The organism is Photobacterium sp. DA100 (assembly GCF_029223585.1).
Classification (GTDB): domain Bacteria; phylum Pseudomonadota; class Gammaproteobacteria; order Enterobacterales; family Vibrionaceae; genus Photobacterium.
On sequence record NZ_CP119423.1, the window covers coordinates 2,006,387 to 2,028,973 of the forward strand.

Annotated in this window: 20 protein-coding genes; 9 read left to right on the forward strand and 11 right to left on the reverse strand. The window is 48.5% G+C overall.

Annotated features, from left to right (window positions below):
- The first annotated feature begins 121 nt into the window (after positions 1-121).
- The gene (locus tag PTW35_RS09415; RefSeq protein ID WP_039461302.1) at positions 122-682 is read left to right on the forward strand and encodes a hypothetical protein; all 561 of its coding nucleotides are present in this window, start codon (positions 122-124) and stop codon (positions 680-682) included.
- A 123-nt stretch (positions 683-805) separates the two neighbouring features.
- Positions 806-1,711 (forward strand): LysR family transcriptional regulator, encoded by a 906-nt coding sequence (locus PTW35_RS09420; RefSeq protein ID WP_281024762.1) that lies wholly within the window; start codon positions 806-808, stop codon positions 1,709-1,711.
- 394 nt (positions 1,712-2,105) lie between these two features.
- On the opposite strand, the gene PTW35_RS09425 is transcribed toward PTW35_RS09420, so the two are convergent.
- Positions 2,106-3,434: a patatin-like phospholipase family protein gene (locus PTW35_RS09425; RefSeq protein WP_281024763.1), complete on the reverse strand. Its 1,329-nt coding sequence runs from the start codon at positions 3,432-3,434 to the stop codon at positions 2,106-2,108.
- A gap of 165 nt (positions 3,435-3,599) precedes the next feature.
- On the opposite strand from PTW35_RS09425, the gene dgcN reads away from it, so the two are divergent.
- Both dgcN and dgcA read left to right on the forward strand, forming a co-directional pair.
- On the forward strand, positions 3,600-4,604 hold the full coding sequence (gene dgcN, locus PTW35_RS09430) for an N-acetyltransferase DgcN (RefSeq protein ID WP_281024764.1): 1,005 nt from the start codon (positions 3,600-3,602) through the stop codon (positions 4,602-4,604).
- An 11-nt stretch (positions 4,605-4,615) separates the two neighbouring features.
- Positions 4,616-5,590 carry an N-acetyl-D-Glu racemase DgcA gene (gene dgcA / locus PTW35_RS09435; protein ID WP_281024765.1) on the forward strand — a complete coding sequence of 325 codons (975 nt, stop codon included), beginning with the start codon at positions 4,616-4,618 and terminating at the stop codon, positions 5,588-5,590.
- A gap of 62 nt (positions 5,591-5,652) precedes the next feature.
- Here the strand turns inward: dgcA and PTW35_RS09440 are convergent, their stop codons facing one another.
- Both PTW35_RS09440 and PTW35_RS09445 read right to left on the reverse strand, forming a co-directional pair.
- Positions 5,653-7,221, reverse strand: coding sequence for a BCCT family transporter (locus PTW35_RS09440; protein ID WP_281024766.1), 1,569 nt, complete (start codon positions 7,219-7,221; stop codon positions 5,653-5,655).
- A 256-nt stretch (positions 7,222-7,477) separates the two neighbouring features.
- On the reverse strand, positions 7,478-8,437 hold the full coding sequence (locus PTW35_RS09445; protein ID WP_281024767.1) for a Gfo/Idh/MocA family oxidoreductase: 960 nt from the start codon (positions 8,435-8,437) through the stop codon (positions 7,478-7,480).
- Positions 8,438-8,542: 105 nt separating this feature from the next.
- On the opposite strand from PTW35_RS09445, the gene PTW35_RS09450 reads away from it, so the two are divergent.
- Positions 8,543-9,295, forward strand: a complete 753-nt coding sequence (locus PTW35_RS09450) for a phosphatase PAP2 family protein (RefSeq protein WP_281024768.1) — start codon at positions 8,543-8,545, stop codon at positions 9,293-9,295.
- 120 nt (positions 9,296-9,415) lie between these two features.
- Here PTW35_RS09450 and PTW35_RS09455 read toward each other — a convergent pair whose 3' ends face one another.
- Positions 9,416-9,772 (reverse strand): helix-turn-helix transcriptional regulator, encoded by a 357-nt coding sequence (locus PTW35_RS09455; protein WP_039461314.1) that lies wholly within the window; start codon positions 9,770-9,772, stop codon positions 9,416-9,418.
- A 271-nt stretch (positions 9,773-10,043) separates the two neighbouring features.
- Here PTW35_RS09455 and PTW35_RS09460 point away from each other — a divergent pair, with 271 nt between their 5' ends.
- Both PTW35_RS09460 and PTW35_RS09465 read left to right on the forward strand, forming a co-directional pair.
- Positions 10,044-10,427 (forward strand): hypothetical protein, encoded by a 384-nt coding sequence (locus tag PTW35_RS09460; protein WP_281024769.1) that lies wholly within the window; start codon positions 10,044-10,046, stop codon positions 10,425-10,427.
- 114 nt (positions 10,428-10,541) lie between these two features.
- The gene (locus tag PTW35_RS09465) at positions 10,542-10,991 is read left to right on the forward strand and encodes a DUF411 domain-containing protein (RefSeq protein ID WP_281024770.1); all 450 of its coding nucleotides are present in this window, start codon (positions 10,542-10,544) and stop codon (positions 10,989-10,991) included.
- 61 nt (positions 10,992-11,052) lie between these two features.
- Here PTW35_RS09465 and PTW35_RS09470 read toward each other — a convergent pair whose 3' ends face one another.
- Positions 11,053-12,015, reverse strand: coding sequence for a hypothetical protein (locus PTW35_RS09470; RefSeq protein ID WP_044623407.1), 963 nt, complete (start codon positions 12,013-12,015; stop codon positions 11,053-11,055).
- A 275-nt stretch (positions 12,016-12,290) separates the two neighbouring features.
- Here PTW35_RS09470 and PTW35_RS09475 point away from each other — a divergent pair, with 275 nt between their 5' ends.
- The gene (locus PTW35_RS09475; protein ID WP_039461320.1) at positions 12,291-12,986 is read left to right on the forward strand and encodes a DUF2786 domain-containing protein; all 696 of its coding nucleotides are present in this window, start codon (positions 12,291-12,293) and stop codon (positions 12,984-12,986) included.
- A gap of 276 nt (positions 12,987-13,262) precedes the next feature.
- Positions 13,263-14,567 carry an inosine/guanosine kinase gene (locus tag PTW35_RS09480; RefSeq protein WP_281024771.1) on the forward strand — a complete coding sequence of 435 codons (1,305 nt, stop codon included), beginning with the start codon at positions 13,263-13,265 and terminating at the stop codon, positions 14,565-14,567.
- A gap of 36 nt (positions 14,568-14,603) precedes the next feature.
- Here PTW35_RS09480 and PTW35_RS09485 read toward each other — a convergent pair whose 3' ends face one another.
- The 6 genes from PTW35_RS09485 to PTW35_RS09510 all read right to left on the reverse strand — a co-directional run bounded on the left by PTW35_RS09485 (position 14,604) and on the right by PTW35_RS09510 (position 22,332).
- A complete protein-coding gene (locus tag PTW35_RS09485; RefSeq protein ID WP_281024772.1) occupies positions 14,604-15,254 on the reverse strand; it encodes a c-type cytochrome in 651 nt (216 codons plus the stop codon).
- 20 nt (positions 15,255-15,274) lie between these two features.
- On the reverse strand, positions 15,275-16,588 hold the full coding sequence (locus PTW35_RS09490; protein ID WP_281024773.1) for a molybdopterin-dependent oxidoreductase: 1,314 nt from the start codon (positions 16,586-16,588) through the stop codon (positions 15,275-15,277).
- A gap of 169 nt (positions 16,589-16,757) precedes the next feature.
- Positions 16,758-18,278, reverse strand: a complete 1,521-nt coding sequence (locus PTW35_RS09495; protein ID WP_281024774.1) for a DUF1254 domain-containing protein — start codon at positions 18,276-18,278, stop codon at positions 16,758-16,760.
- Positions 18,279-18,495: 217 nt separating this feature from the next.
- Positions 18,496-19,275 carry a DmsC/YnfH family molybdoenzyme membrane anchor subunit gene (locus PTW35_RS09500; RefSeq protein ID WP_281024775.1) on the reverse strand — a complete coding sequence of 260 codons (780 nt, stop codon included), beginning with the start codon at positions 19,273-19,275 and terminating at the stop codon, positions 18,496-18,498.
- 2 nt (positions 19,276-19,277) lie between these two features.
- Positions 19,278-19,895 carry a DMSO/selenate family reductase complex B subunit gene (locus PTW35_RS09505; RefSeq protein ID WP_281024776.1) on the reverse strand — a complete coding sequence of 206 codons (618 nt, stop codon included), beginning with the start codon at positions 19,893-19,895 and terminating at the stop codon, positions 19,278-19,280.
- 10 nt (positions 19,896-19,905) lie between these two features.
- Positions 19,906-22,332, reverse strand: a complete 2,427-nt coding sequence (locus PTW35_RS09510) for a DMSO/selenate family reductase complex A subunit (protein WP_281024777.1) — start codon at positions 22,330-22,332, stop codon at positions 19,906-19,908.
- Between the last annotated feature and the right edge of the window lie 255 nt (positions 22,333-22,587).

The following is a 22,587-nucleotide window of genomic DNA, read 5'->3' on the forward strand; positions in this document are numbered from 1 at the left end:
CTTGCAAGCTACCAGCACGAATCCCCTGTTAATTACCGATAACCCCCTATACTTTATGGTGTCATGTCAATATGGCAGCTCGATCCATGATGACGATTTCAGACAAGGTGGAGAAATAATCATGGTTAATCTTTTAAAATCAGCTTTTTATGTTTCTGCCGTGCTTTCAACAAGCTTGTTTGTCATTCCAGCCATTGCCGAAGACGACAAGATGGCGGAAGACTTGATGACAGAAAAAATAGGCAGAGCAAAATCTGCAGCCCCTGCGTCTATCAGTGATGAAGCAACAATCGTCGTTGATGGCAAAGTGGTTGTTGAAGGCTCTAATGGTTGGACATGTATGCCCGATACCTTTCCAAATGACGGGATGCCAATGTGTAACGATGCTGTATGGATGGAAATGCTAACAGCGATGGTCAATAAGAAAGACTTTACAGCCACAAAAATTGGTATTTCCTACATGCTTCAAGGTGACCGCGGTGCCGGAGTCAGTAACTCTGACCCTTATCATGCTGATCCGAAGAACGCTGATGACTATGTTGAAACCGGGCCACATCTTATGATCATTGTCCCTAAAGCAATGCTCGAAGGCATTACCGATGATCCTTCCTCTGGCGGCCCCTACGTAATGTGGAAAGACACTCCTTACGTGCACATTATGGTACCGGTCGCTGACAAATAATCAATCAGAACAACTGCACCCAGGCAAGCAACCCAGCAAGAGGTGCTGGGTTGTTGCTACCTACAGGATATATGTTATGTTGATATTCAAAGGATTGGAGCCGAAACGAGATAAGGACAACGATTGAATTTACGTCAAATTGAAGTTTTTTACGCTGTAATGAAATCAGGTAGTGTTTCAGGCGCAGCAAAATTACTGCATGTCTCGCAACCGAATATAACCCGTATCCTTGCCCATACCGAGCTTCAACTCGGCTTTCCCCTGTTTCACCGCCACAAAGGCCGTTTAATTGCTTCACAGCAAGCGCTGGCCTTATTGCCGGAAGCCGAAAAAGTCTACCGTCAACTCGGAAGCCTCCAATCACTCACGTGCAAATTGCAAAAAGGTCACTCTCATTTACGTGTCGGTGCTCCACCTGTACTTTCGACAAGCTTACTGCCACCTGTACTCGCCAATCTATGCAAGCATTCAGCCATCTCAGCTGAGATCTCAACCGGTAATCAAGATGAACTATGTAACGCCCTGCTTGAAAATCAACTTGATTTTGCTATTAGTTTTGGCCAAGTCGCTCCCCCTAGGCTCACCAGTCAAGTACTGAAGCATACTGAAATGGTTGCATTATTACCCACAGATTTACCCTGTACAGAATACGCTATTTCCATTGCCAGTCTGCTTGAGATAGCTCCAATAATAGGCCTTGACGCTCGGGATCCTCTCGGGATGGCAGTTAAGCAGTCTATCCTGCACCACCGCCCCGATCATCAGTTCCAACTTTCCGTGCGCTCATACTCCACGGCTGCAGAGTTGGTCATGCAGGGGATGGGCATTGCAATTGTTGATCCATGGACAGCACAAAACTACCGAGACAAACTTACAGTGCGTCCATTGTCTGAGCCGCTACCGGTCTCAGTCAGCCTACTTTTTGCCGACAATTCCCCATTATCCTCTACGGCAAATCAGCTTATTGACCTGCTACGCCAATGCTTATCAGAGCCCCCCATCGTCAATAGTGAATTATCCCAATTCTAATAATGTAATTCCGGTTAATTGGCCATTTCTCCTGCCGATCTCACACACAATACTTTTTGTAATTAAATTTCACAACCCGTGATTACGCATACCAATAACCACTTGAAAAGTGATACACATCACACTAAAATTCTTCTTGCGGCAGTAATAACACTACGCAATGGTAAATTAATTACAGATTAATAATTATAGAGGTAACTTATGAACTACGATTCTCTTATGGCAATGCACTACCTTGTTTCAAAACGCGTGAAAGCACAGACTAAGCAAAAGCGTAAATAATAGACTTGGCCACACCCACAAGACACAGATTTTAAAAACTCATCCCCCTTATGGTATGAACTCTCCCCCGCAGGGGGTGTTTATAACAATACCAACCTTGCTATTACGGCTCTTACCTCGTTCTGAAATCAGCAAGGAAGGACAGAAATTCATCGTTAGTGACAAGTTGTTGGTAGCCCTCTTCGATCAGCGCATCAACCTGCTCAGGTTCCAGGCTAAAATCTGTCGGGATCTGATTGAGGTAATGTCTTTTCTTTATATCTGTCACATCTTGCAGATTGATATCAATAAAATAAGTCGATACCTGCACATCCTCACTAGACAAAATGGATGCCCACTGCTCCATGGTTTTTGCAAAAAGTGCCTTTGAAGTATCGTTAAACCGATGCAGTTGGATATCTGTCATGGCTGACACCGTCTCATTGATTGTCGGCTCTTGGGTTGAGCGCTCCATCTCATAATCTGGTGATGTCGAAGCATCGACCACTATCATGATGAATTGAGGTAAGGCTCTCACTCCTACCTGCTCGAAAAAAGCCTCACCGCCACCAGAGCTCTCAACGACATCATAAAATGACAACAAACCGAGATTATCTGAAATCCCGCCATCAACAAGGTGGATAAAGGTCCTATCATACTTATCTTGATAACTCTTTAGCGCCGCAAGCGTACGCCGAGCATGTGCTTTATGCTCGTTACCCAAAGACAGGGCAATTAACTGGCTTTCTTCACACCCTTCATGGTTTCTCAGTACCACAGGATTAAAAACCAAGGGTACCGCAGAGGAAGCAGTAACCGCGTTGGCAATCGGATACGTCGATAAATCTGAGCAAAGCAGATCAAAATACTCTTGAAGAAATGAAAACCTTACACCGCCCCCGAGATCTGAAGCATTTATCACGACCGTGGGTCGGTTTGGCCGGTTCAAATCGGCAAAAGTTGCGCCATAGAATAGGTTGGCTTGGTAGTAATCAATGGCTTGCTGGGTTCTCCCTCCGGTAGCGAACCAAGTTCTGGGACTAATAAGTCGTGTAAACAGATCATCGCTCACTCGGTGATATAAGAAGTCTTGCTCAAAATCCGAAAACAGTTTGTCGCCATACAGGCCATAATAGGCAGCAGTAAAGCTACCGCCCGATACCGAGCTGATAAAATCCAGTTCATCAATAACCGGCTTTGACGCATCCACCTGCAGCAGAGACGTGTCCTTTAGAGCCTTCATGACACCGTAGGATAGTGCTGCAGCCCGTGTTCCCCCTCCTGACATTGCAATGGCTACCGTAACCTCCCCTTCATTGACCCGTTTTGCCGCCGTGGTTAACGAGTAGGTATCTTCTGTCGTTAGCGTGAGCTTAGGGTCATTGACCACTTTTCCGTATGTCGTACATCCTGATATCGCAATACCAAGCAATAAGCTAAGTAACCTTCCAGCTAGTGTCATGTGCTTCACCGTTCTTTTTCTTTAACGTTAGCTGATACTAAAGAGTGACGATGTAGCAACTGAGCGACTATAACCTGATGTTATACCCCTGAAACATTTAAGTATTCGTGCTTTTTTCAAGGCTCGATTATGGTGTCGTTACACTAAAAGAACCAAGGATGAATCATGCAAATTCCACAGCCTTACTTATTGTTTCTCGGTGATGTTACAGACCCTCTTGCCGCCAAGACAGCCAGAGGGATCCTGCAATGGCGCCCAGAAATCTGTACTGGCCAGCTAAGGTTGACACCAGAAACAGTCAGCCTCGGGCTGGCCGATCTTTCTCTTGCCGATGCCTATGCGAAAGGCGCAAGGACTCTGGTGCTGGGAACTGCCAATGCCGGTGGCTTCATACCTCAAACTTGGCTACCAACTCTGGAACAGGCATTGGATATTGGCTTTAATTTAGCCTCCGGTATGCACCAGCGCTTGGGAGACAATAGGCTACTGGCGCAAAGAGCCAGCACCAATAGCTGTGAGCTGTTCGACGTTCGCCATTTTGATGGTGAGCTTGAGGTAGGTAACGGGAAAGCCCGTGCGGGAAAACGCCTTCTTACCGTCGGTACTGACTGCTCGGTTGGTAAAATGTACACCTCGCTCGCCCTAGAGAAAGAGATGAACCAACAAGGGCTAGACGCTCAGTTTTGCGCTACGGGACAGACCGGTATCTTTATTTCCGGCAAAGGTATCGCCATCGATGCCGTTGTGGCAGATTTCATTTCTGGTGCAACTGAAGCCATTAGCCCTGATTTTAATGATCATGATTGGGATATCATTGAAGGCCAAGGTTCACTGCTCAATCCCGCTTTTGCCGGAGTCAGTATGGGACTGCTGCATGGTGCTCAGCCTGATGCAATGGTGCTATGCCACGAAGTTGGGCGCAAGCATATCCGCCACCTTCCCCACATGCCTATGCCAGCGCTGGACACTGTTATGGCAGCGAACCTCACTGCCGCTCGTCTAACCAACCCAAGGGCAACATTTGTCGGGATCTGCCTCAATACATCAGCATTAAACGAAAACGAGGCCCGGACCTACTGCAAGCAGTTGGCAAGCCAATATCAGTTGCCTGTTACCGATCCTGTTCGTTTTGGCGTTTCAGCCATAGCCGAGCAACTTCACCAGCTATAAGAGGATCCGTTGTGAAATTTTCTGCCCGTCACGAACGATTTGAGCTCGCAAGACCCTTTGTCATAGCCCGCGGTAGCCGCACCCACCAAGATGTTGTCGTTGCGACGTTTAAGGTAGGCGATCATTGCGCAAGCGCCGAATGTACACCGTATGCCAGGTACGGTGAGAGTATAGATAGCGTGATCGAACAAATTGAGCACTTCAATCGACTGCTTGAACAACACCCAACCCTGTCAGCCCGAGCTGTGCAGCAAGAACTCGTTCCCCAATTGCCTGCAGGTGCAGCAAGAAATGCTATCGATTGTGCTCTCTGGCGATTCAACGCCGAGACGAGTTTTCCTACGCCACTTTTTGACATTAAGCCTCAAATAGTCACGGCTCTGACCGTTTCTATCGATACACCTGCAAAAATGGCTAGGCAAGCACGCGAGTTATGCCTCCAAGGTGCAAAACTACTCAAAGTAAAGCTTGATGCCGAAAACGTAATTGAGCGTGTTGCTGCCGTTCGCGAGCAGGCCCCCGAGTGTGAGATTATTCTCGATGCCAACGAAGCATGGGAAAACCTACCGTTGTCAGAGCTCTTCCAGGCATTGACTAGCTATGACATTCGCATGATTGAGCAACCGGTTCCCGCCGGCAAAGACGGGTTATTAAAAGGCATCCCGCATCCTATTCCCCTTTGCGCCGATGAAAGTTGCCATACCAGCGATGACATTGCCGGGATGATCGGATGCTACGAAATGGTGAACATCAAACTGGATAAAACCGGCGGGTTGACCGAAGCGATCAAGCTCGCTGACCAAGCAAGGAAGCAGGGATTGGATATCATGGTAGGCTGTATGGTTGGTACTTCACTTGCCATGGAAGCCGCTCTTCCCGTTGCCAGCCAAGCTGACTTGGTCGACCTTGATGGGCCTGTACTGCTCAAAAATGACAGGGAGAACGGCTTGATATACCAGAATGGGAGGCTAGTGACTAGTCAGTAGTTGAGTGAAATGAAAGCGCAGGCCATGTATTTGGCTTGCGCTTTATCTACTTACTGGTTTTACTACGGCTGACTGGCAACAGGTGCCGTTTCCCAATGCGGCTGGGACTCGGCTGTAGCTTTTTTGTCCTGCATTCGCAACACCGCGATTGGGCCAGTGATCAAGGTCACAGCGACTAACATAGACACCGGCACCGCCGTGATCACGATGAACGATTGTAACGCATTCAAGCCACCGTCGCCTGCCAGCAACAGCACCCCAGCGATAATGCCCATCGCCAAGGCCCAGAACAAACGCTGTGCCTTAGACGGCTGGTTGTCACCCGATACAACAAGGGCAATGGAGTAAGCCATTGAGTCGCCGGTAGTCACAACAAAAGTCGTTGTCAGTACCAAAAATGCCGGAATCAACAGCTCGTTAAACGGTAATTGCGCCAGTGATGCCAGTAATACCGCAGGAAGGCCAGAGTCGGCAAGCGGCCCCGAAATGCTGCCAGGCACCTGAAGCTCGAAGAAGATCCCTGTCCCCCCCAATACGGTAAACCAGAAATTGGTCACGATTGGCGCTGCCACCGCAATCGTCAGGATCAGCTCGCGTATGCTGCGACCCTCAGAAATTCGCGCAATGAAAATCGCCATCATCGGAGCGAAACCAATAAACCAGCCCCAGAAGAACCAGGTCCACCATTGACTCCACGCAGGACTTCCGGCATTCACACTCATCTCCGGCAGGTGCTGAATATAAGACGCAAACGCCAGACCAAAATGCTCGAAGATGAACTGAGTCGGACCGAACACCAACATCACTAGAAGCAATGCAAATGCGCCGATAATATTGAAACGGCTTAACCACTGCAGTCCCTTGTCCATCCCGGTAAAGGCTGAAAGCGAGTAGATTGACACCACCACAGCCAAAATGACCATCTGCGCTGAAGCGTTGTTTTCAATCCCTGCAACCACTTCTAGGCTATAACCCAGCTGCGAAGCCAGGAAACCAATCGGACCGATAGTCCCTGCCGCGACCGCAATAATTGAGCAGGCATCGATAACGGAACCGACCCAGTGGTTTTCCAACTTGTTGCCCACAACAGGATACAGCAGAGCTCGCGGACGTAGTTTTACCCCGCCCTGATGATGGGCATACATTAGAACAATCGTTGCCAAGGTGCCTAGCGCAGCCCACGCTAGGAAACCCCAATGCATAAAACTTTGACTCAGTGCCGGAACAACAGCAGACGCAGATTGTGCATCGACCCCATCAAACGTCGGCGGTATCGTCATAAAGTGGTAGATAGGCTCAGCGGCCGACCAGAACACACCGCCTCCCGCAAGCAATGTACACATGATCATCGCCAGCCAGCGGAAGGTACCTATTGTAGGCTTACTATTTGACGCCCCCAATCGCTGTTTGCCATATGGGCTAACAGCAATCATCAGTGCAATAACGAGGTTCGTCACCATCAGCCACTGCCAAAACTGGCCAAATGCGGCGGTGGAATAGGAAAAAGCGGTATCAATGATCTGACCGATAAGGGTCAAATCATAGAGGGAAAACAGGAGGAACAGCCCCAAGAAACCAATCGTTAGAACTGAAACTTTTTTATCGCTACCTTTTAGGGTATTGCTTAGCATAATAATCTCACGGTGTGTGTGAGGGGCGGCACTTTAACAGCTCGCCCGCCACCATACCAGTGAAATATTTCTTTATATTTTATAATTACAACTCAGAGATCTAGCTGTAAAAACAGACAACCAAGCAAAATAGTCAGCTATTATAGTGAGTTATAGCACCTATCAATCATTTCGCTTCAAATGTTTTGAACACGAAATATTTTTTGTGACACAGTTCAAAAAGCCACCAACAACAAAGCATGATACCGCATGTAACTCACCCGTTACTTACCTCACGGACAACATGTTCCGCCAACAAATGGCTATGCAAGTTGCGCTGGGTCAACGAGAGAGATTGCTTTCCGGCCCTTACCACATCAAGCCAATGCTCTGCCATTGCATGGAAGCCCTTCGCGGCAAGCATTGGTGTCCAGTCGGCCAACTTGATTCTCTCTTCTTTGTTTTTAAGCCAGCGGCTTCCTTCAGCGAAAGAGTCAAATCGGTAGCTGGCATTGCGGTAGTTTGCTGTCACTGTCTCCATCGTCGCCCCGTGCTGGCGGTTCATTGAGGCATGAAACAAGGTTTCTCCCTGTTGCCATTGCACATCCAGTCGCCCCAGTAGATTTCGGCCCACGTTTTGGGCTGACTGAGTCGTAATGTAGAGCTCTTCAGGTGCAATGCTTGCGTTGAGGTTGATGCTATCTAGCGGATGGATGAAGTCATCAAAGATGAAGCTTCGAGTTTCACCCGGTAAGTCATGGCGATGCTTCTCCCAGCGCAATGATAACAATGGCTCTGAAGATGGTTGGGTTTCAGGCAACGCGTCTACACCAGCCAGACCCGGAAGATGGGTTTTATACAGGGGTATATAGCGGCGGTTAAACCCCATGAACAAAGGGGTCTGCTTACGTTCAGCCAAATCGTAGAGACGTTCGCATTGCTCATAGTTATCAGCCAGAGGCTTATCAACAAACACCGGTAGCCCGAGATTCAAGAAAAAGGCAGCCAACACAGGATGTGAAACCGTTGCACTGTGGATCATAACGGCATCGATATCGGCTTTAACCAGATCCGCATAATCAGTATAGGCCTCAGTAACATGATATTTTTTCGTCAGCCGCTGCAAACGCTCTGGGTTACGTGTGCAAAAAACCCACTCAACATTCTCCAGTTGGGTAAGTACCGGCAAATATGCCTTTACAGCGATATCGCCTAATCCTATTGCGGCTATCTTCATCTTATTCCCTACTAAACTTAATCTAACGACTTATGACACTTATTTTACTTTTTAAACAGTAAACTCTGCTAGAATCCCGTCTCCATTTTATGAAGTGTATTGATTATGTTCCTCCGTCCATTCATTGAAAGAAAAATACCCGGCCTTATCGCGTTGCTGCTGATGACCACCCTGTTATCCATCGTGCTGGTATTCTATTCTCAGGCTAACCTGGATGGACCTGTATCGGCCGTTAGCGGCATGTTTTTCTCGCTGTTAACCCACTCTGCCGGGAACCCTGGTTTTTTGGTCTCTGTCGCCGTTTTCATGCTTATTCCCGTGGTGCTCAAGCTGCCTAGGAAGGCACTATTCAAGCTGGGAGTTCAGTTTGCCCTTCTGCTCGCACTTAGCTTTGTGGCAAAAACCGTGATGAAACATATTACAGAGGTTCCGCGCCCATACACCCATCAACTGCAATCCATGCATATCGTGGATAGCCCACAGGCCTTTTATGCTCTGAGCGATACAGAGAAAGATTCGGCGGTAAAACAGGCAAGCAAAAGTGTCAGCCAGTGGCGTATTGCTCATTGGCAAGGTGAAACTAACTATTCGCTACCTTCCGGGCACACTATCTTTACCGCTGTATGTGTGGCTTTTTGGGGAGGTTTCTTTTTAAGACGCCGCCAAATTATTCCGGCCGGTATCATCATTATCTGGGCTGTAGGCGTTGGGATCAGCCGCATTTGGCTTGGTATGCACTGGCCGTCAGACCTACTGGCATCCATTTTTGGGGCCGCATGCTTGTACATGTGTATCCCTGAATGGGGGGTATCCCCGGCAGCCCAGCCTAATTCGCAAAAAATCCTGCAACGAAGATAGCGCTTCCCCCACTACCCGACGGACCTGTCCTCTCCCCAACAAAAACACCTCTGCGACTGGTTTTACTTGAAAACCAACCGCAGAGGTGTCAATAAACAGCCTAGTTAATATCAGCCTCTTTTAATGCACTTCAACACTGTGTACATATTCAACAACCAGTTGATTGCCACTGTATCGTACATTCTTAATATCGCCGTCAACAATGAAAGTGTTGGTTAGAGTGACGGAACTTGGCAGCTCGGCACCAACCTGATTACGAAGCGAAGGCAGTGTCAGCACAGGGTCGACGCCAATATAGCTACAGAACTGAGTGACAAACCGGTGCTCTAGCGGAACACTGCCACGAAGGATGTCAGAAAAAACCAACTGGCTGACCCCAAGACGCTTTGCCATCTCAATTTGAGTCACTCGCATTTTCGCCTTATAGCTCATCCAAGTATCATGAAGAACCTGACGGTCTTGTTCAGTATATTGCATCATAGTTTCCTTGCGCACTGTGCCACGCGCATTTGTATTTTTTCGTTGCACTTATTTAAGCCGATCGCACAATAGGTTTTGTCAGAGAAAAGTAAGGCTTCATCGCTTTCCAAGCCACGTCACACAAGGGTTGAGCGCAAAAAATGGAAAAATAATGTCCGATCATGGACTTGTTACTTTTTGTCCAAAAACGAGCCCGGCTTGCTGTTGAGATTGCTCAATTTCGAAAATGCCGGATATAATGTGCTTGTCCGTTTGAATTGGGTTATCTATGCGCCTACAAAAGATGATTGCCAACATTGTCATCATCATGATGCTGTTTATTTCAGTAGCATCACGTGCAGCTGCGCCTCAATACCCCTCGATGGACGCCCATGGCTGTAGCGCAACTGCATTAATATCACCCTGTTGTACACAGAAAGCCAGCATCATCACTTTGGCTTCCCAACCCGGTGAACACTGCGATACGGCCGGCACTGCATCTTCAGATAAGTGCTGCCAAGACAACCAATGCCACTCAGGACAAGTTCCGCCGGCCATCCTCGCCGATGAGCTTGTTGTCGCGCCTCTCGAAGGCCTGCACTATTACAAAGAATTTGAAGGCTCCAATCGTCTGTTCAAAAGAGCCATATTCCGCCCCCCTGTCACTGCTTAATTGTGGTTGGCCACAAACCCAGCCTCTTGCGCACACATGTTGTAAGCGCAGTAAAGCCTTCTCTTAAGCAAGTTAAAACACTTAAAATCAACAACTTATTGACAGGATATATTTATGAAAACGTCTTCGAAAGCCCTAATTGCAACTGCACTGATTGTAACCAGTACCTTCTCATTTGCCCAAGTGATCAAAGGGACGAATTACCAGTCGCCATACTGCGGCTGCTGTAAAGAGTGGGTTAAGCACATGGAAGATAATGGCTTCGAGCTAGAAATGGTGTACAAAGAAAATATGACACCAACCAAAATTGATTTGGGTATCCGCCCTAATTATGCCTCTTGCCACACTGCAGAAATTGAGGGTTATACCTTTGAAGGCCACGTGCCGGCTGAAGACATCCTTCGTTTTATCGAATCGAAGCCTGAACGTATGATCGGTCTGGCAGTTCCGGGAATGCCTATGGGCTCGCCAGGAATGGAGTACAACGATCAGAAAGATCCTTATGAAGTGCTGGCCTTCGATGAGAACGGCCGTACTATGGTATGGTCACGTCATAATCAATAATCGCTGACCATATATGACCAAAGGCGCCGTTTGGCGCCTTTGGTAGGGATTGACACAGTAGCTACAGCATATCAAACCACTGACGATTAGGATCTTGCTGCTCGGCCCAGTCCGGCTCAAGCTCTCGATGCTCCAGATAGACCTGCATGGCAGTAAAATAACTAAATGCGGTCAATTCTGAATCGGAACCAAAATGCTCAAAGAACGCATCTTCTTGCTCGGCTAACTGATTCAGGGTTTTGATACCTTGTCTGAGGACCCATTGCGTAGCATGCGTTGGAATGAGGGTTCGATGCAAAATCAACTCGGCAATATCGCCAACTTTCACATCAACCCCCTTACTTTTCTTCTGCTCTGGCAATGACATGGCCGCCTCTTCCGCAAGTAGGGCTTTCAGGCTATCGATACTGGCTTCGCGCTCAGCGGCCGAATACCCATAGGTAGTTTTGGCAAAACGGACAGCATAGGACAAACGGTCACGCCCAACGACTTCAACAACGTCTTCAAGATATTGCTGCGGAATATTATAAGCTTTTGCCAGTTGCTCCACAGCATGACTCAGGCTGGTATAGGTAATACCATCAAACTGAATATGAAAACCAGTACTCAAGGCCGCAACCGGTAACCCGTCAATAGTCAGGGGCCAGCCTTGGTAGTTCACCCGAGCTTTGGCAATTTCAAACATGGCCCAAGCACTTTCGCGAAAGCCTTCGAGAGCTTTTCCTTCAAACTCCGACTGCTCCAGTTCCTCCTTGGTCCAGTTCACCCCTATCTGCAAATGCTTTTGGTATTTGCGATGGAGCTGCTCTTTCACCTTATCGCGTAGCAATTCCAAATCACTGGCTTTTATCCCTTTACAAAGGCCGTAACATTCCTGGCAGCTAGGCAGGAGCACTGGCAAGGTTTGGTGATCATAATTAGGCGACGGCATGAAAGCGTACGATTCAAAATAGGGCTCACCGCAGAACCAACAGGTATGGCGATATTCAAAGGGTACGTCAACGGATTGGTAGGTCGCTGTCATAGCAAAGATACCTGAAGTGAAAACTGTGAATATTATGCGTTCCCGATAGCCAAGACTCAAGAAGGAGCGTCATCAACTGTTTGATATTAACCACCGAGCACAACAAAATCAGCGCTCCCTGTTACTCAGTGCCAGCATCGCTGACGGAGTGTTTTACTGCTGCGAGAGGTGTATATTTTTCCCGTAAAAACTGAATAAACTATCCGCGCAAGACAATTGTGCTGACTATGGGAACACGTTAAAATGTGTGCCCTTTTCAATCATGGTGCAATCGAATGTCTGAACAGAAGCGAAAGGCGCTCAAAAAAATTGCAAAATGCCTCGAGCTGGGTAACTCCGCCAATGTCAATGAAGCCGCGCAAGCCATAAAAATGGCGCATCGCTTGATGCTGAAATACGGCCTTGAGCAAGATGACATCGAGTTTATCCAGATGGGCAAAACCAAGACGAAGACCCTGCTTCCGGCCGACATCAGCCAGCAGATATTGAAGATCATCCGTGGCATCAACCGCCGCTTTGGTGTTGAATGTGTGCTGACAAACCACAAAGGACTCAAGCAGGCCGAGTTCATTGGTGTCGCTGAGCGTGCGATCTTTGCTGCCTTTGCTTTTGACATCGTATATCGTGAAATGAACCAGCAAACGGGCCAATTCAGAAACAGCTTTCAGGGCACCGGAACCAGCAATGCTGAAGTGTCTCGCCGGGTATCCTCGTTTCTTGCCGGCTGGCTTGAAGGCGCCCTGGAGAAGCTCCCCGAGCTCAACACCGATGACGACCATGATAAGCGCATGACAAACTTCATCGACAAAGAGTTCAAGAACCTTGACCGAGAAACCTTCAAAAAGCAGCTTCAGGAGGCTATGAATGCCCTTACCGATGACTACGAAAAAGGAATGAAGAAAGGCCGTGCGATTTCAGTGAACCGCCCTGTTGCCGGAGAAAAAGCATTTCAACCTAAGCTGCTTTCGTAATAATCATGATACTCGAAGCAGCAATCTGTTGCCGTTGAGTATCATATGAAAGATCAGGTATAATCATCTTTTGCTTGCGAAGAAACAGCCCAAATCGTGGCTGTTTTTTGTTTGCAAAATAAGCATTTATAGATTGAAAATCGACACGCTGTTTTTTTCTGAATAAAAAACCAGCAACCAATCTAAAAATGTCTTGTTAGCGTCATGAATTGGGATATAAATCTCATTTTTATGATACAATGAAACAAAATTCCCTTTAACCGATAGCCTTCAAACATGAAATTCCCTGGTCAGCGTAAATCCAAGCATTACTTCCCAGTCAATGCCCGCGATCCATTAGTAGCTCAAATCCAGCAAGAAAATCCGCTATCTCGTACTCACCTTGTGGGTGTCGGCCAAACTATCGTGGATATCGAAGCACGAATCGACGATGAATTCCTGGCCCGCCACAACCTTAGTAAAGGTCATTCACTGGTTCTCGCTGAAGACAAAGCTGAATTACTTTACCAAGAGCTGAAAGAGCGCAACCTTATCAGCCATGAGTACCCAGGTGATACCATTGGTAACACCCTACACAACTACTCAGTTCTTGCGGATGACAAGTCAATTCTTCTTGGCGTAATGAGTCAAGACCTTAAGATTGGATCGTACGCTTACCGCTACCTATGCAATACCTCTAGCCGCATGGATCTAGACTTCTTGCAACCTGTTGATGGCCCAATTGGTCGCTGCTACACCCTTATCACCGAAGACGGTGAACGAACTTTTGCGATCAACGAAGGGGAAATGAATCAGCTTAAGCCTGAATTCGTACCAGAAAGTGCTTTTGAAAATGCTTCTGCACTTGTTCTTTCTTCCTACCTGGTTCGAGGCAAGCCGGGCGATCCAATGAAAGACTCGGCACTGAAAGCTATCGAATACGCCAAGAAACATAACGTACCTGTTGTCCTGACCCTAGGTACCAAGTATGTCATTGAAGGCATGCAAGATTGGTGGATTGACTTCCTAAAAGATCACGTTACCTGCGTGGCGATGAACGAAGAAGAAGCCGAGGCCCTAACCGGCGAAAAAGATCCGCTAATTGCAGCTGATAAGGCTCTTGAATGGGTCGACTTGGTTCTGTGTACAGCAGGTCCGGTGGGGCTTTACATGGCTGGTTACACCGATTATGAGCTCAAGCGCGAATCAACGCTACCTCTTTTGCCGGGCCGTATTGCTGATTTCAACAAATACGAATTCAGCCGCCCAATGAAGAAGAATACATGTAAGAACCCAATCCGCGTATACTCGCATATTGCCCCTTACCTTGGTGGCCCGGTAGAAATTAAGAACACCAATGGTGCCGGTGATGCTGCGCTGTCTGCCTTGCTGCACGACATGTCAGCTAACCGTTTCCACAAGGCAAATGTACCTAACTCGGGCAAACATATCGCTGAGTTCTTGAGCTACTCTTCTTTCTCTCAGATCTGTCAGTACTCAAACCGCGTCAGCTATGAAGTACTGACCCAGCACGCCCCTCGCCTTTCACGTGGCTTGCCAGAGCGCGAAGACTGTCTGGAAGAAGCCTACTGGGAACGTTGATCGCACCGCTTAATGAAAAAAACCGATAAACACTGTTTATCGGTTTTTTTGTCCGTAATAAGTCGATAAGTAGGTAATTATGGCTTCGTGCTCCTCGGGGCTAAGCTCATCCATGCCTTGCTCTTCCACCATCCACTCCAGGGTCTCGCTCCACCTTTGCCTACTCAGCCCCTGCTGCGTGACCAGATGCAAAGAATGGCAGGCAGAACAAACCGCCGCGACCAATTCGACATTCTCGCCCGGTAATAGCCCGGCAGCCCCGTCCGACCTGAGCTCCCCTGCAGTAAAAGCGGCCACCCAGTCTGCTGGCACCGGGTTTTTTGTCGCCAACCAAGCAATAATGGCTGCACGTGCAGCAGGGTCACTCACACCGGGGTAGACCATGTTGGTACCTGGGGCAAAATTCGCAGGTGACGCCAAAAAGGCATCGAGCTTTTCCGCCGTCCATTTCCCCTGATGCTGCTTGATGCCGACACTGTAATTGTACCCCTCGAAACTGGCGATGTTCCGCTCAGCTAATCCCCATAGAGGTGGGCCAACGACCACGGTGCCGTTGGGCTCAAACTGGTGGCACGCCTTGCATACCCTTGCTTTCTGTTCACCGGCCACAACTAAATCTTCACTGGCTGATGCGGCTCCGCTGAACAGGTACAAAATTTCAAATACGATCAAAGCAATCCGCAACATTATGCATCCCTTCTATGCGCTTACCCTTTCACTACTAACGCAACGCGATGATAGGTGTTGTTGAGGTAACCCTTCGGGTTCCACGCAATGGCGAATGGCTGGCTGATCCCTTGATCATCCGTCGCCTTGGCCCAGATCTCATAATAACCCGGCAAGGGAAATGTCACCTTGGCGTTAAAGGTTTGCCAGGCCCCCTTGTTGGCCGCGGCAGAGAGATCTGCATCCAGCCAGGTGGCACCAAAATCAATGGATATCTGCACTTTATACACTTTGCGATCCCCCGACCATGCGTGACCGCGCACCTGCACTTCGCTACCACTCACTTCGGTATTGGTTTGCGGGGATGTGATCAGCGACTTCACCGGCATTCTTTCTATGATCTCGAAATCTTCCTTGGCCACGTCCTCTCCGGGAGCAACTGGCCTATTGGGAACGCGGTATGACGTACCGGTCATTTTTGGCCCGTCATGAACCTGATCCCTAATCTGAATTCGAGTCAACCACTTCTGTGAGCATGAGCCGGGCCAGCCAGGTACAACTAACCGTAGCGGTGCACCGTTCATTGGGTGCAACGCCTCGCCGTTTTGGGCAAAGGCGATAAGATTTTCACTTCCCATTGCCTTTTGTATCGGCACTCCACGCGAAATGGGCAGTTTGTCCTCCTTACCGGATAGGTGTTTATCAGCACCATAATGGGCGGTATACACCGCACCTTCCTTAACACCGGCAGCCTTGATGACATCAGCAAGTCTGACTCCGGTCCAGCTTGAGCAAGCAACCGCACCGTAGGTCCATTGGTTTCCTGTTGCTTTGGGATCGAAGAAAGCACGGCCATTGCCCCCACATTCCACAACCAGTTGCTGTTCAACAACCTCGAAGTTTTTCTTGAGATCGGCAATAGACAATGTCAACGGTTTTTCCACCAGCCCGTCGATGGTCAACTGCCATGTTTCCGGATCCACATCTGTCGGAGGAATTCCGTTGTTGCGAATGAAGTGTCGTTGAGTCGGCGTAATATCGTCGTTCAAAAGATGAGGTGGCGTTTCGGCATTCATCGGCCTGTCGTTGAGCACTGTCAGGCCATCTTTGCCGTCAATCACGACATCGTCCAACCCTTCGGCAAACGCTGCCGGAATGATCCCCGAAGGCATGTTCCGGTGGAAGGGAATCGCACCGCCAAGTACAGCGGCCATGGTTGCCAAGCCCGCCCCCTTCAAAAAGCCGCGCCGGTCTGGGTAACTCACTCTGCCGAAAATTTTTTCATCAGCGGAATCCGGGTGGTTTTCATAATACTTATAAATCCCATGCCGCTTGCCTTTGTCTTTTTCATTCATATTACGTTCCTTTGTCATTAACGGCCGAGTACCTTCATAACCGACCTCTACACATTGAGAGTCCAACTATTTTGATATCGTTAACATTAGTCGACGACTCACAGCCTTAACAACATGCACTGCAATTTAGGCATAAAAAAGCCGGTCTTTAGGCTGACCGGCTAATTAATTACTTCACTTCGGTTATATCACTGGGCTTCCAGCTGCCGTCATACCACGGCTCAAGGGGGCCGTATAAACGCAGAATTGCAAACCAACCCTTCTCTGGTACTGTTTGGATCCAGTTTGACTCTTTCCCTTTCGGCGCTGATGGACCAAAGTACAAGTCGACCGAACCATCTGGGTTCTCGACCATATTATCACGCTTGTCGTTTTTACTCGGGAACGGCTGGCTAGTTTGCAGCTCCGAGCGTGTCTGGGTATCGTAGACAACAACCGACCAGAAGTTTTTCGCGGGCACATCAGCCGGAATAGTCAACTTGTAATTCTTGCCACCATCAAAGAACTCCCCATTATCCGTCTTATCAACAACCGCATACTGCGAGCCTTTACCCACCATCTTCAGTGCCATCGCCGGTGTGTTTACCGTTGCGATGTAGAAGAAGTATGTACGCGCATCAAGGTTGCGCCCACCATTGCCTTCATCAATCAACCATTGGTAATCATTGCCGATAAAGGCCGTTTTCCAATTACGATCATCCCAAATATACGCTTTTTCATTGCGCGGCTTGAACATCAGCGCCCGTGCAGTTGCATTAGCGATTGCCGCACCATCTTTGAGGATCATCTGCATGCGTTCATCGGGGTTAAACGGTTTGCCTTTTTCGATACCAATCGATGCAATCAAGCCTCGTAACTCTGGATCAATGAATTCTATCGGCTCTTTATCAATCACAGCTTTGATTTCATCGTAAAAGTGTTCGTCATTGGCGTGAATGGTGTTGAAGGATTTCCCACTGCCGGAAATAAACTCCATCGCCGGTTGCGCATCTTTCTTCGATAACGGATATATTTTCAAGCCAGTACGGTAGGCGTTTACAGCCGCATCTGTTTTACCGTCTTTTAAGAAACCACGCGCGATAAACCAGTTCACGTAACTGGTTGATTGCGAAACATGATAGCCCTGTGGAACGTCACCTTCATAGTCAGGCGGTAGGATCAGGTATTTCCCCCCTTTCCCCCGGTCTGGGCCAACGGCCCCCATGTCGGTCACAAACCTGAAGAAGGCATCGTTCACGGTCGTTGGCCCCATACCCGGCGGAATTTCGACCACCGTCGGTCCGTCGCGCTCAAGATCCAAAAAGGCAGATGCATACACCGTGTCTGTATTACCCGTCAGAAAAAGCGGCTTTGAATCCATCAAGTTATCAAACAGCAGCACCTGATTGGATTGAGTCACGCCCATGTGTTCATGGCCGATCCTCAGCGCCTCTAACGAGGCCATAGGAATGGCATTCATAAAGACTTCAGTGGCACGAATAGTATCTAAATTCGTATAGAGCACATCGATAGTTTGCTCACTGGGTACGCCATCTTTGAAGGTTAGCGTACCGATGCTCGTTTCCACTTTATCAGGCGTCAGAATACTCGCTGGGATATCGGTATCATTGGTATTGGTTGCTGAATATACAACCGATGCCCCCAGTAAGCCTGCTATCAGAGCAACACGTTTCAGCGGCGTCTTTATCATAAGTGTTTCCTGCATGATCAGTGACGAGATAATCGACATATCTAAATGTAGATATCAATTTTGACTTTCGCGAAACTCAATAAGATCAATATCAAAAAACTCTTCATTTTTTATCAATCCTCGCCACAAATTTCTGTTCCTCATTTTGTTAGTGCCAAATAAAAAACAGGCCAAGATTCTCTCCTGGCCTGCTTTCTAATGTTCACATTCATTGCGGTTACATGGTGATTGACCACAAATTATAAAAACTCACCCGCCCGACAAGCTCAGCAATTATCACCAAGCTGCAAACAGACAGCAGTATCGGTGGGGCCGATTTTTGTTTCATGAGGGCAAAGAAGGCCAGCGCACCGCCAATTAACAGCGCGATAGCTTGAGTAACCCAAAGGCTGCTCTGCTGAGCGGCCAATACCGGCTCTACTCCCGTTACAAAGGTGATATAGTCAAAACGCAGTGCCAATGTGACAAACACCGCAGCAATGGATACTGCAATGCCATGACGGAACGCGCCTAATACTGCCGCCAACGCCCCACCCGTAATAAAGACTGATACCAGCATCTGAATGGTGGTGTGCGGTGTATTCCATGCAGCCACCGTGCTCAATTGGTAAACCTTAGGAATGGTGGCGACAAAGGCAATAGCAAAGACCGCGGTTACCCAACGCAATGCTTTTCTTTGTGCCGCGGTTCCTTTGCCATAGAACCCGGCCAAACCGACCAAGACACCAAAGCCGGCAAAAGCCCCACCGAGCAAAATTTCATTGCTCATTGGCGAGCGACCAATACCAGCCAGTAGGTTCAATGCGCGTATTGGCATACCAAGGTGGAACATACCAACGAGCATCCCTACTGACAGCAAAGCCATGGACACCAGTATACCAATAGACAATTTGCGTTCATCCATACCATTGAGAGGCTGGCTCAACAGTAATATTAAATAAGCTCCTGCTGCCGCTTGAGCCAATACGGTGAAAAACACCAAAGGTAATTCATGCATGGTTATACCTCCGCCTGGTTTTGAATCGCACCTGATTTATCTCCGCTTGGCCTTGCTTTCGAGTGCGGATGAATAACCAAGTTAGGTTTGGTCAGGCTCGCGTTAGGCAATGGTGCTATTTCGTTAAGCTGACCATACTTTTGTCTTAATTCAGCAATCGGCCCAAACTCAATCGCACGCTGCGGACACGCCTCGACACAGACGGGGGATTTACCCTGTTCCAGCAAGTCGAAGCAACCGTCGCATTTGCTCATGACCTTCTTTTCGGCATCGTATTGTGGCGCGCCGTAAGGGCAACGCATTTCACAATACCGGCAGCCAACACACTGGTCTTGATCAACAACGACCAGTCCATCTTGCTCCCTTTTCGCCATTGCACCTGTCGGACAGCCTTGCACGCAGGCTGGCTCATCACAGTGGTTACAGCCAACCGATACATAATAGCTGTAAACATCTTGTTGCCAGAGCCCTTCTTTCTGTAGCCATGTGCCACCGCCGTATTCATATACGCGACGAAGCTTAGGGCCAACACCCAGATCTTTCTTGTCTTTGCAGCTCACCGAGCAGGTTTTACAGCCGGTGCACTTTGCAGAATTAATATAAAATCCATATTGCGCCATTTCTCACCCCCTAAGCCTTTCGGATTTCCACTAAGTTAGAATGCTGCGGATTACCTTTTGCCAAAGGAGAAGGCCGCTGTGTCGTCAGGGTGTTGATACATCCTCCGACATCGATTCCTTGCTTATTCGGTTGATACCAAGCCCCTTGCGGAACGGCGACAACCCCCGGAATGATCCGTGCAGTAACTTTCACTGGCATATGGATTTCACCGCGGTCATTAAACACCAATACACGATCGCCTTGGAGCAAGCCCCGTGACTCGGCATCTACTGGGTTCATCCATACTTCATCTCGAACCGCTTCGCGAAGTTGCGGCACATTATGGTAGGTAGAATGGGTTCTGCCTTTGGTATGGAAGCCAATCATCTGCAATGGGAACTGCTTCATGCGCTCAGGTTCACCCAAGCCTTCGAAACTCTCACAATACTCAGCAACAGCGGTGATCTTATCGCCCTCTGGCAACTCCCACGTATCGCCAATGTTTGCCAGGCGTTCAGAGTACATTTCAATTTTGCCTGACGGGGTCTTGAGTGGATTACCCTGCGGATCATCCCTGAAGGCTTTAAGCGCAATATGGTCTTCGGCCTTGGCCAGTTTGCGATCGATTACTCCCATGCCATCGGTTTTTGCAAACTCAGGTAGGTGCGGGTTACTCTTGCGCAGATTGTGGTAACTGTGTGCAATCCATTCCTCGTAAGTCCGTCCTTCGGTAAAGGCGTCATAGGTCCCCATTTTTTTTGCAATATCGGCCAATACATCATAGGTCGGACGATTGTCCCACAGTGGCTCTATCGCTGGCTGCAAGCGGGTCACATAATGATAGGCCCCTGTCGCATAGGAGTTATCGATAAGATCACTGGTTTCCAAAGTCGTGACATCAGGCAACAAAATGTCGGCATAGCGCGCCGAGGGGGTCATATGGTGATCCCACACCATGATAAATTCACACATGGATTCATCCTGCAGTATTTCATGGGTTTTATTGAGATCCGAGTGCTGGTTCATGGTGACGTTGCTAGCAAAATGCCACAAGAACTTAATGTTGGTTTCCAGTTTGTCCTTGTTGCGAATAAAGCTGTTTTCAGCGGTCATTTCAGTCCCGCGGGTGATCGCATCTGTCCAGAGGAAGCAAGGGATCGATGTCTTCACCGGGTTGGCCGTGGCAAATCCGGGCACCGCATACTTAACACTACTGCCCCAGTTACCTGTATTGGTACCTAGCTTACCAAATTGCTTGGTCATGACAGGCAGCATCATGATTGCACGTGCCGATTGTTCACCGTTGGCGGTACGCTGCAGGCCCCACCCTTGTGAAATCCACGCCGCATTAGCCCCGGCCATTTCCCTAGCCAATTGTTTTATCCTAATCGGTGAGATCCCGCATATCTGACTGGCCCACTCAGGCGTCTTTTCAATACCGTCCGGCCCATTACCCATGATGTAATCTTTGTAGGAGGCATTCTCTGGTGCGGAGGCCGGCAATGTACTGCCATCCCAACCAACACAATAGCGATTGATAAACGCATCATCGGCTAATCCTTCAACAACCAAGGTATGGCCCAGCGCAGCAACCAGTGCCGCATCCGTACCCGGCTTGATTGGGATCCACTCGGCATCAAACGCGATGCTGCTGTCGGACATGCGGGGGTCAATAATGATGACCTTGGCATTGCTGCGCTTCAACGCTTCGAACGCTTCAGCAATCTGGCCCCCGCCAGACATACGGGTCTCTGCCAAGTTCTGGCAGAACATCACCACCAAATCTGAATGGGCAATATTGGAGATTAAACTGCCTTGGCCACTGCCATAAACATAAGGCTCGACCGTCGATATTTGCGCAGTCGAATAGGTACCATGCTGCTCAAGGAATCCCCCCACCGTATTCAAGAAGCGTTTGTTAGCATTTCGACCAAGCAGGTTTGCCCCGGTAGAGCCCGAGCCATACTGATAATAAATTGCTTCATTACCGTATTTCTCAATGGTGTACTTGAGCTTATCTGCAATAATCGTCGTTGCTTCATCCCAGCTGATACGCTGAAATTTCCCTTCACCACGCTTTCCGACCCGTTTCATCGGATACTTCAAGCGATCTGGGCTGTAGGTTTTCCATTTAACTGAGCGCCCTCGCAGACAAGGGCGGATCTGGTGCTGTCCCCATGCCGCATCATCAATCCCGCTCTCGGTCGAGATCTGGGTGACGACTCCATCTTGGGTGTGCACTTTGAGCGGGCAGCGACTGCCGCAGTTTACCAAGCAGGCACTGTAGGTGATTTTTTCCGCTGACTCTTTCGCTGGAGCTTGCGCCTGCGCTGTACTTGAAAAAGGAAGTGGGACGCTCGCTGCAATTGCCGCCATCCCCCCAGCCTTGGCCGAATGCCCAAGAAATTGCCGACGAGACAATCCCTTCATGAAGGCCCTAAATTTATGACTATCCATTGCCACCGCCTTGATTAGATTAATATACCCAAGTGGCCTTAGCTGCCAAATTCTGCGCTGGTGGCTACTTGGGTATATTTAGAATCAGAGTAAAACGGTCTTGGTTATGAATATTGACTAATATCAATAGTTTTATCAGCACCCAAACACCTAGCCATAAAGTGGTATTTCGATCACCAAGAGCAGCAGATATTCGCTCACAGAATATTTGATGTTAATCAGAAAAAATCGTAAACGAGAATGGTTAACCGTCGG

Excerpts from the sequence above, each read along its gene's own strand:
- dgcN (WP_281024764.1), top strand. The coding sequence starts at position 3,600 with ATGCAAATTCCACAGCCTTACTTATTGTTTCTCGGTGATGTTACAGAC.
- PTW35_RS09490 (WP_281024773.1), bottom strand. The coding sequence starts at position 16,588 with ATGAATGAAAAAGACAAAGGCAAGCGGCATGGGATTTATAAGTATTAT.
- PTW35_RS09460 (WP_281024769.1), top strand. The coding sequence starts at position 10,044 with ATGCGCCTACAAAAGATGATTGCCAACATTGTCATCATCATGATGCTG.
- PTW35_RS09485 (WP_281024772.1), bottom strand. The coding sequence starts at position 15,254 with ATGTTGCGGATTGCTTTGATCGTATTTGAAATTTTGTACCTGTTCAGC.
- PTW35_RS09440 (WP_281024766.1), bottom strand. The coding sequence starts at position 7,221 with ATGCTAAGCAATACCCTAAAAGGTAGCGATAAAAAAGTTTCAGTTCTA.
- PTW35_RS09445 (WP_281024767.1), bottom strand. The coding sequence starts at position 8,437 with ATGAAGATAGCCGCAATAGGATTAGGCGATATCGCTGTAAAGGCATAT.
- PTW35_RS09495 (WP_281024774.1), bottom strand. The coding sequence starts at position 18,278 with ATGATAAAGACGCCGCTGAAACGTGTTGCTCTGATAGCAGGCTTACTG.
- PTW35_RS09425 (WP_281024763.1), bottom strand. The coding sequence starts at position 3,434 with ATGACACTAGCTGGAAGGTTACTTAGCTTATTGCTTGGTATTGCGATA.
- PTW35_RS09415 (WP_039461302.1), top strand. The coding sequence starts at position 122 with ATGGTTAATCTTTTAAAATCAGCTTTTTATGTTTCTGCCGTGCTTTCA.
- PTW35_RS09505 (WP_281024776.1), bottom strand. The coding sequence starts at position 19,895 with ATGGCGCAATATGGATTTTATATTAATTCTGCAAAGTGCACCGGCTGT.
- PTW35_RS09470 (WP_044623407.1), bottom strand. The coding sequence starts at position 12,015 with ATGACAGCGACCTACCAATCCGTTGACGTACCCTTTGAATATCGCCAT.
- PTW35_RS09510 (WP_281024777.1), bottom strand. The coding sequence starts at position 22,332 with ATGGATAGTCATAAATTTAGGGCCTTCATGAAGGGATTGTCTCGTCGG.
- PTW35_RS09500 (WP_281024775.1), bottom strand. The coding sequence starts at position 19,275 with ATGCATGAATTACCTTTGGTGTTTTTCACCGTATTGGCTCAAGCGGCA.
- PTW35_RS09480 (WP_281024771.1), top strand. The coding sequence starts at position 13,263 with ATGAAATTCCCTGGTCAGCGTAAATCCAAGCATTACTTCCCAGTCAAT.
- PTW35_RS09475 (WP_039461320.1), top strand. The coding sequence starts at position 12,291 with ATGTCTGAACAGAAGCGAAAGGCGCTCAAAAAAATTGCAAAATGCCTC.
- PTW35_RS09450 (WP_281024768.1), top strand. The coding sequence starts at position 8,543 with ATGTTCCTCCGTCCATTCATTGAAAGAAAAATACCCGGCCTTATCGCG.
- PTW35_RS09465 (WP_281024770.1), top strand. The coding sequence starts at position 10,542 with ATGAAAACGTCTTCGAAAGCCCTAATTGCAACTGCACTGATTGTAACC.
- PTW35_RS09455 (WP_039461314.1), bottom strand. The coding sequence starts at position 9,772 with ATGCAATATACTGAACAAGACCGTCAGGTTCTTCATGATACTTGGATG.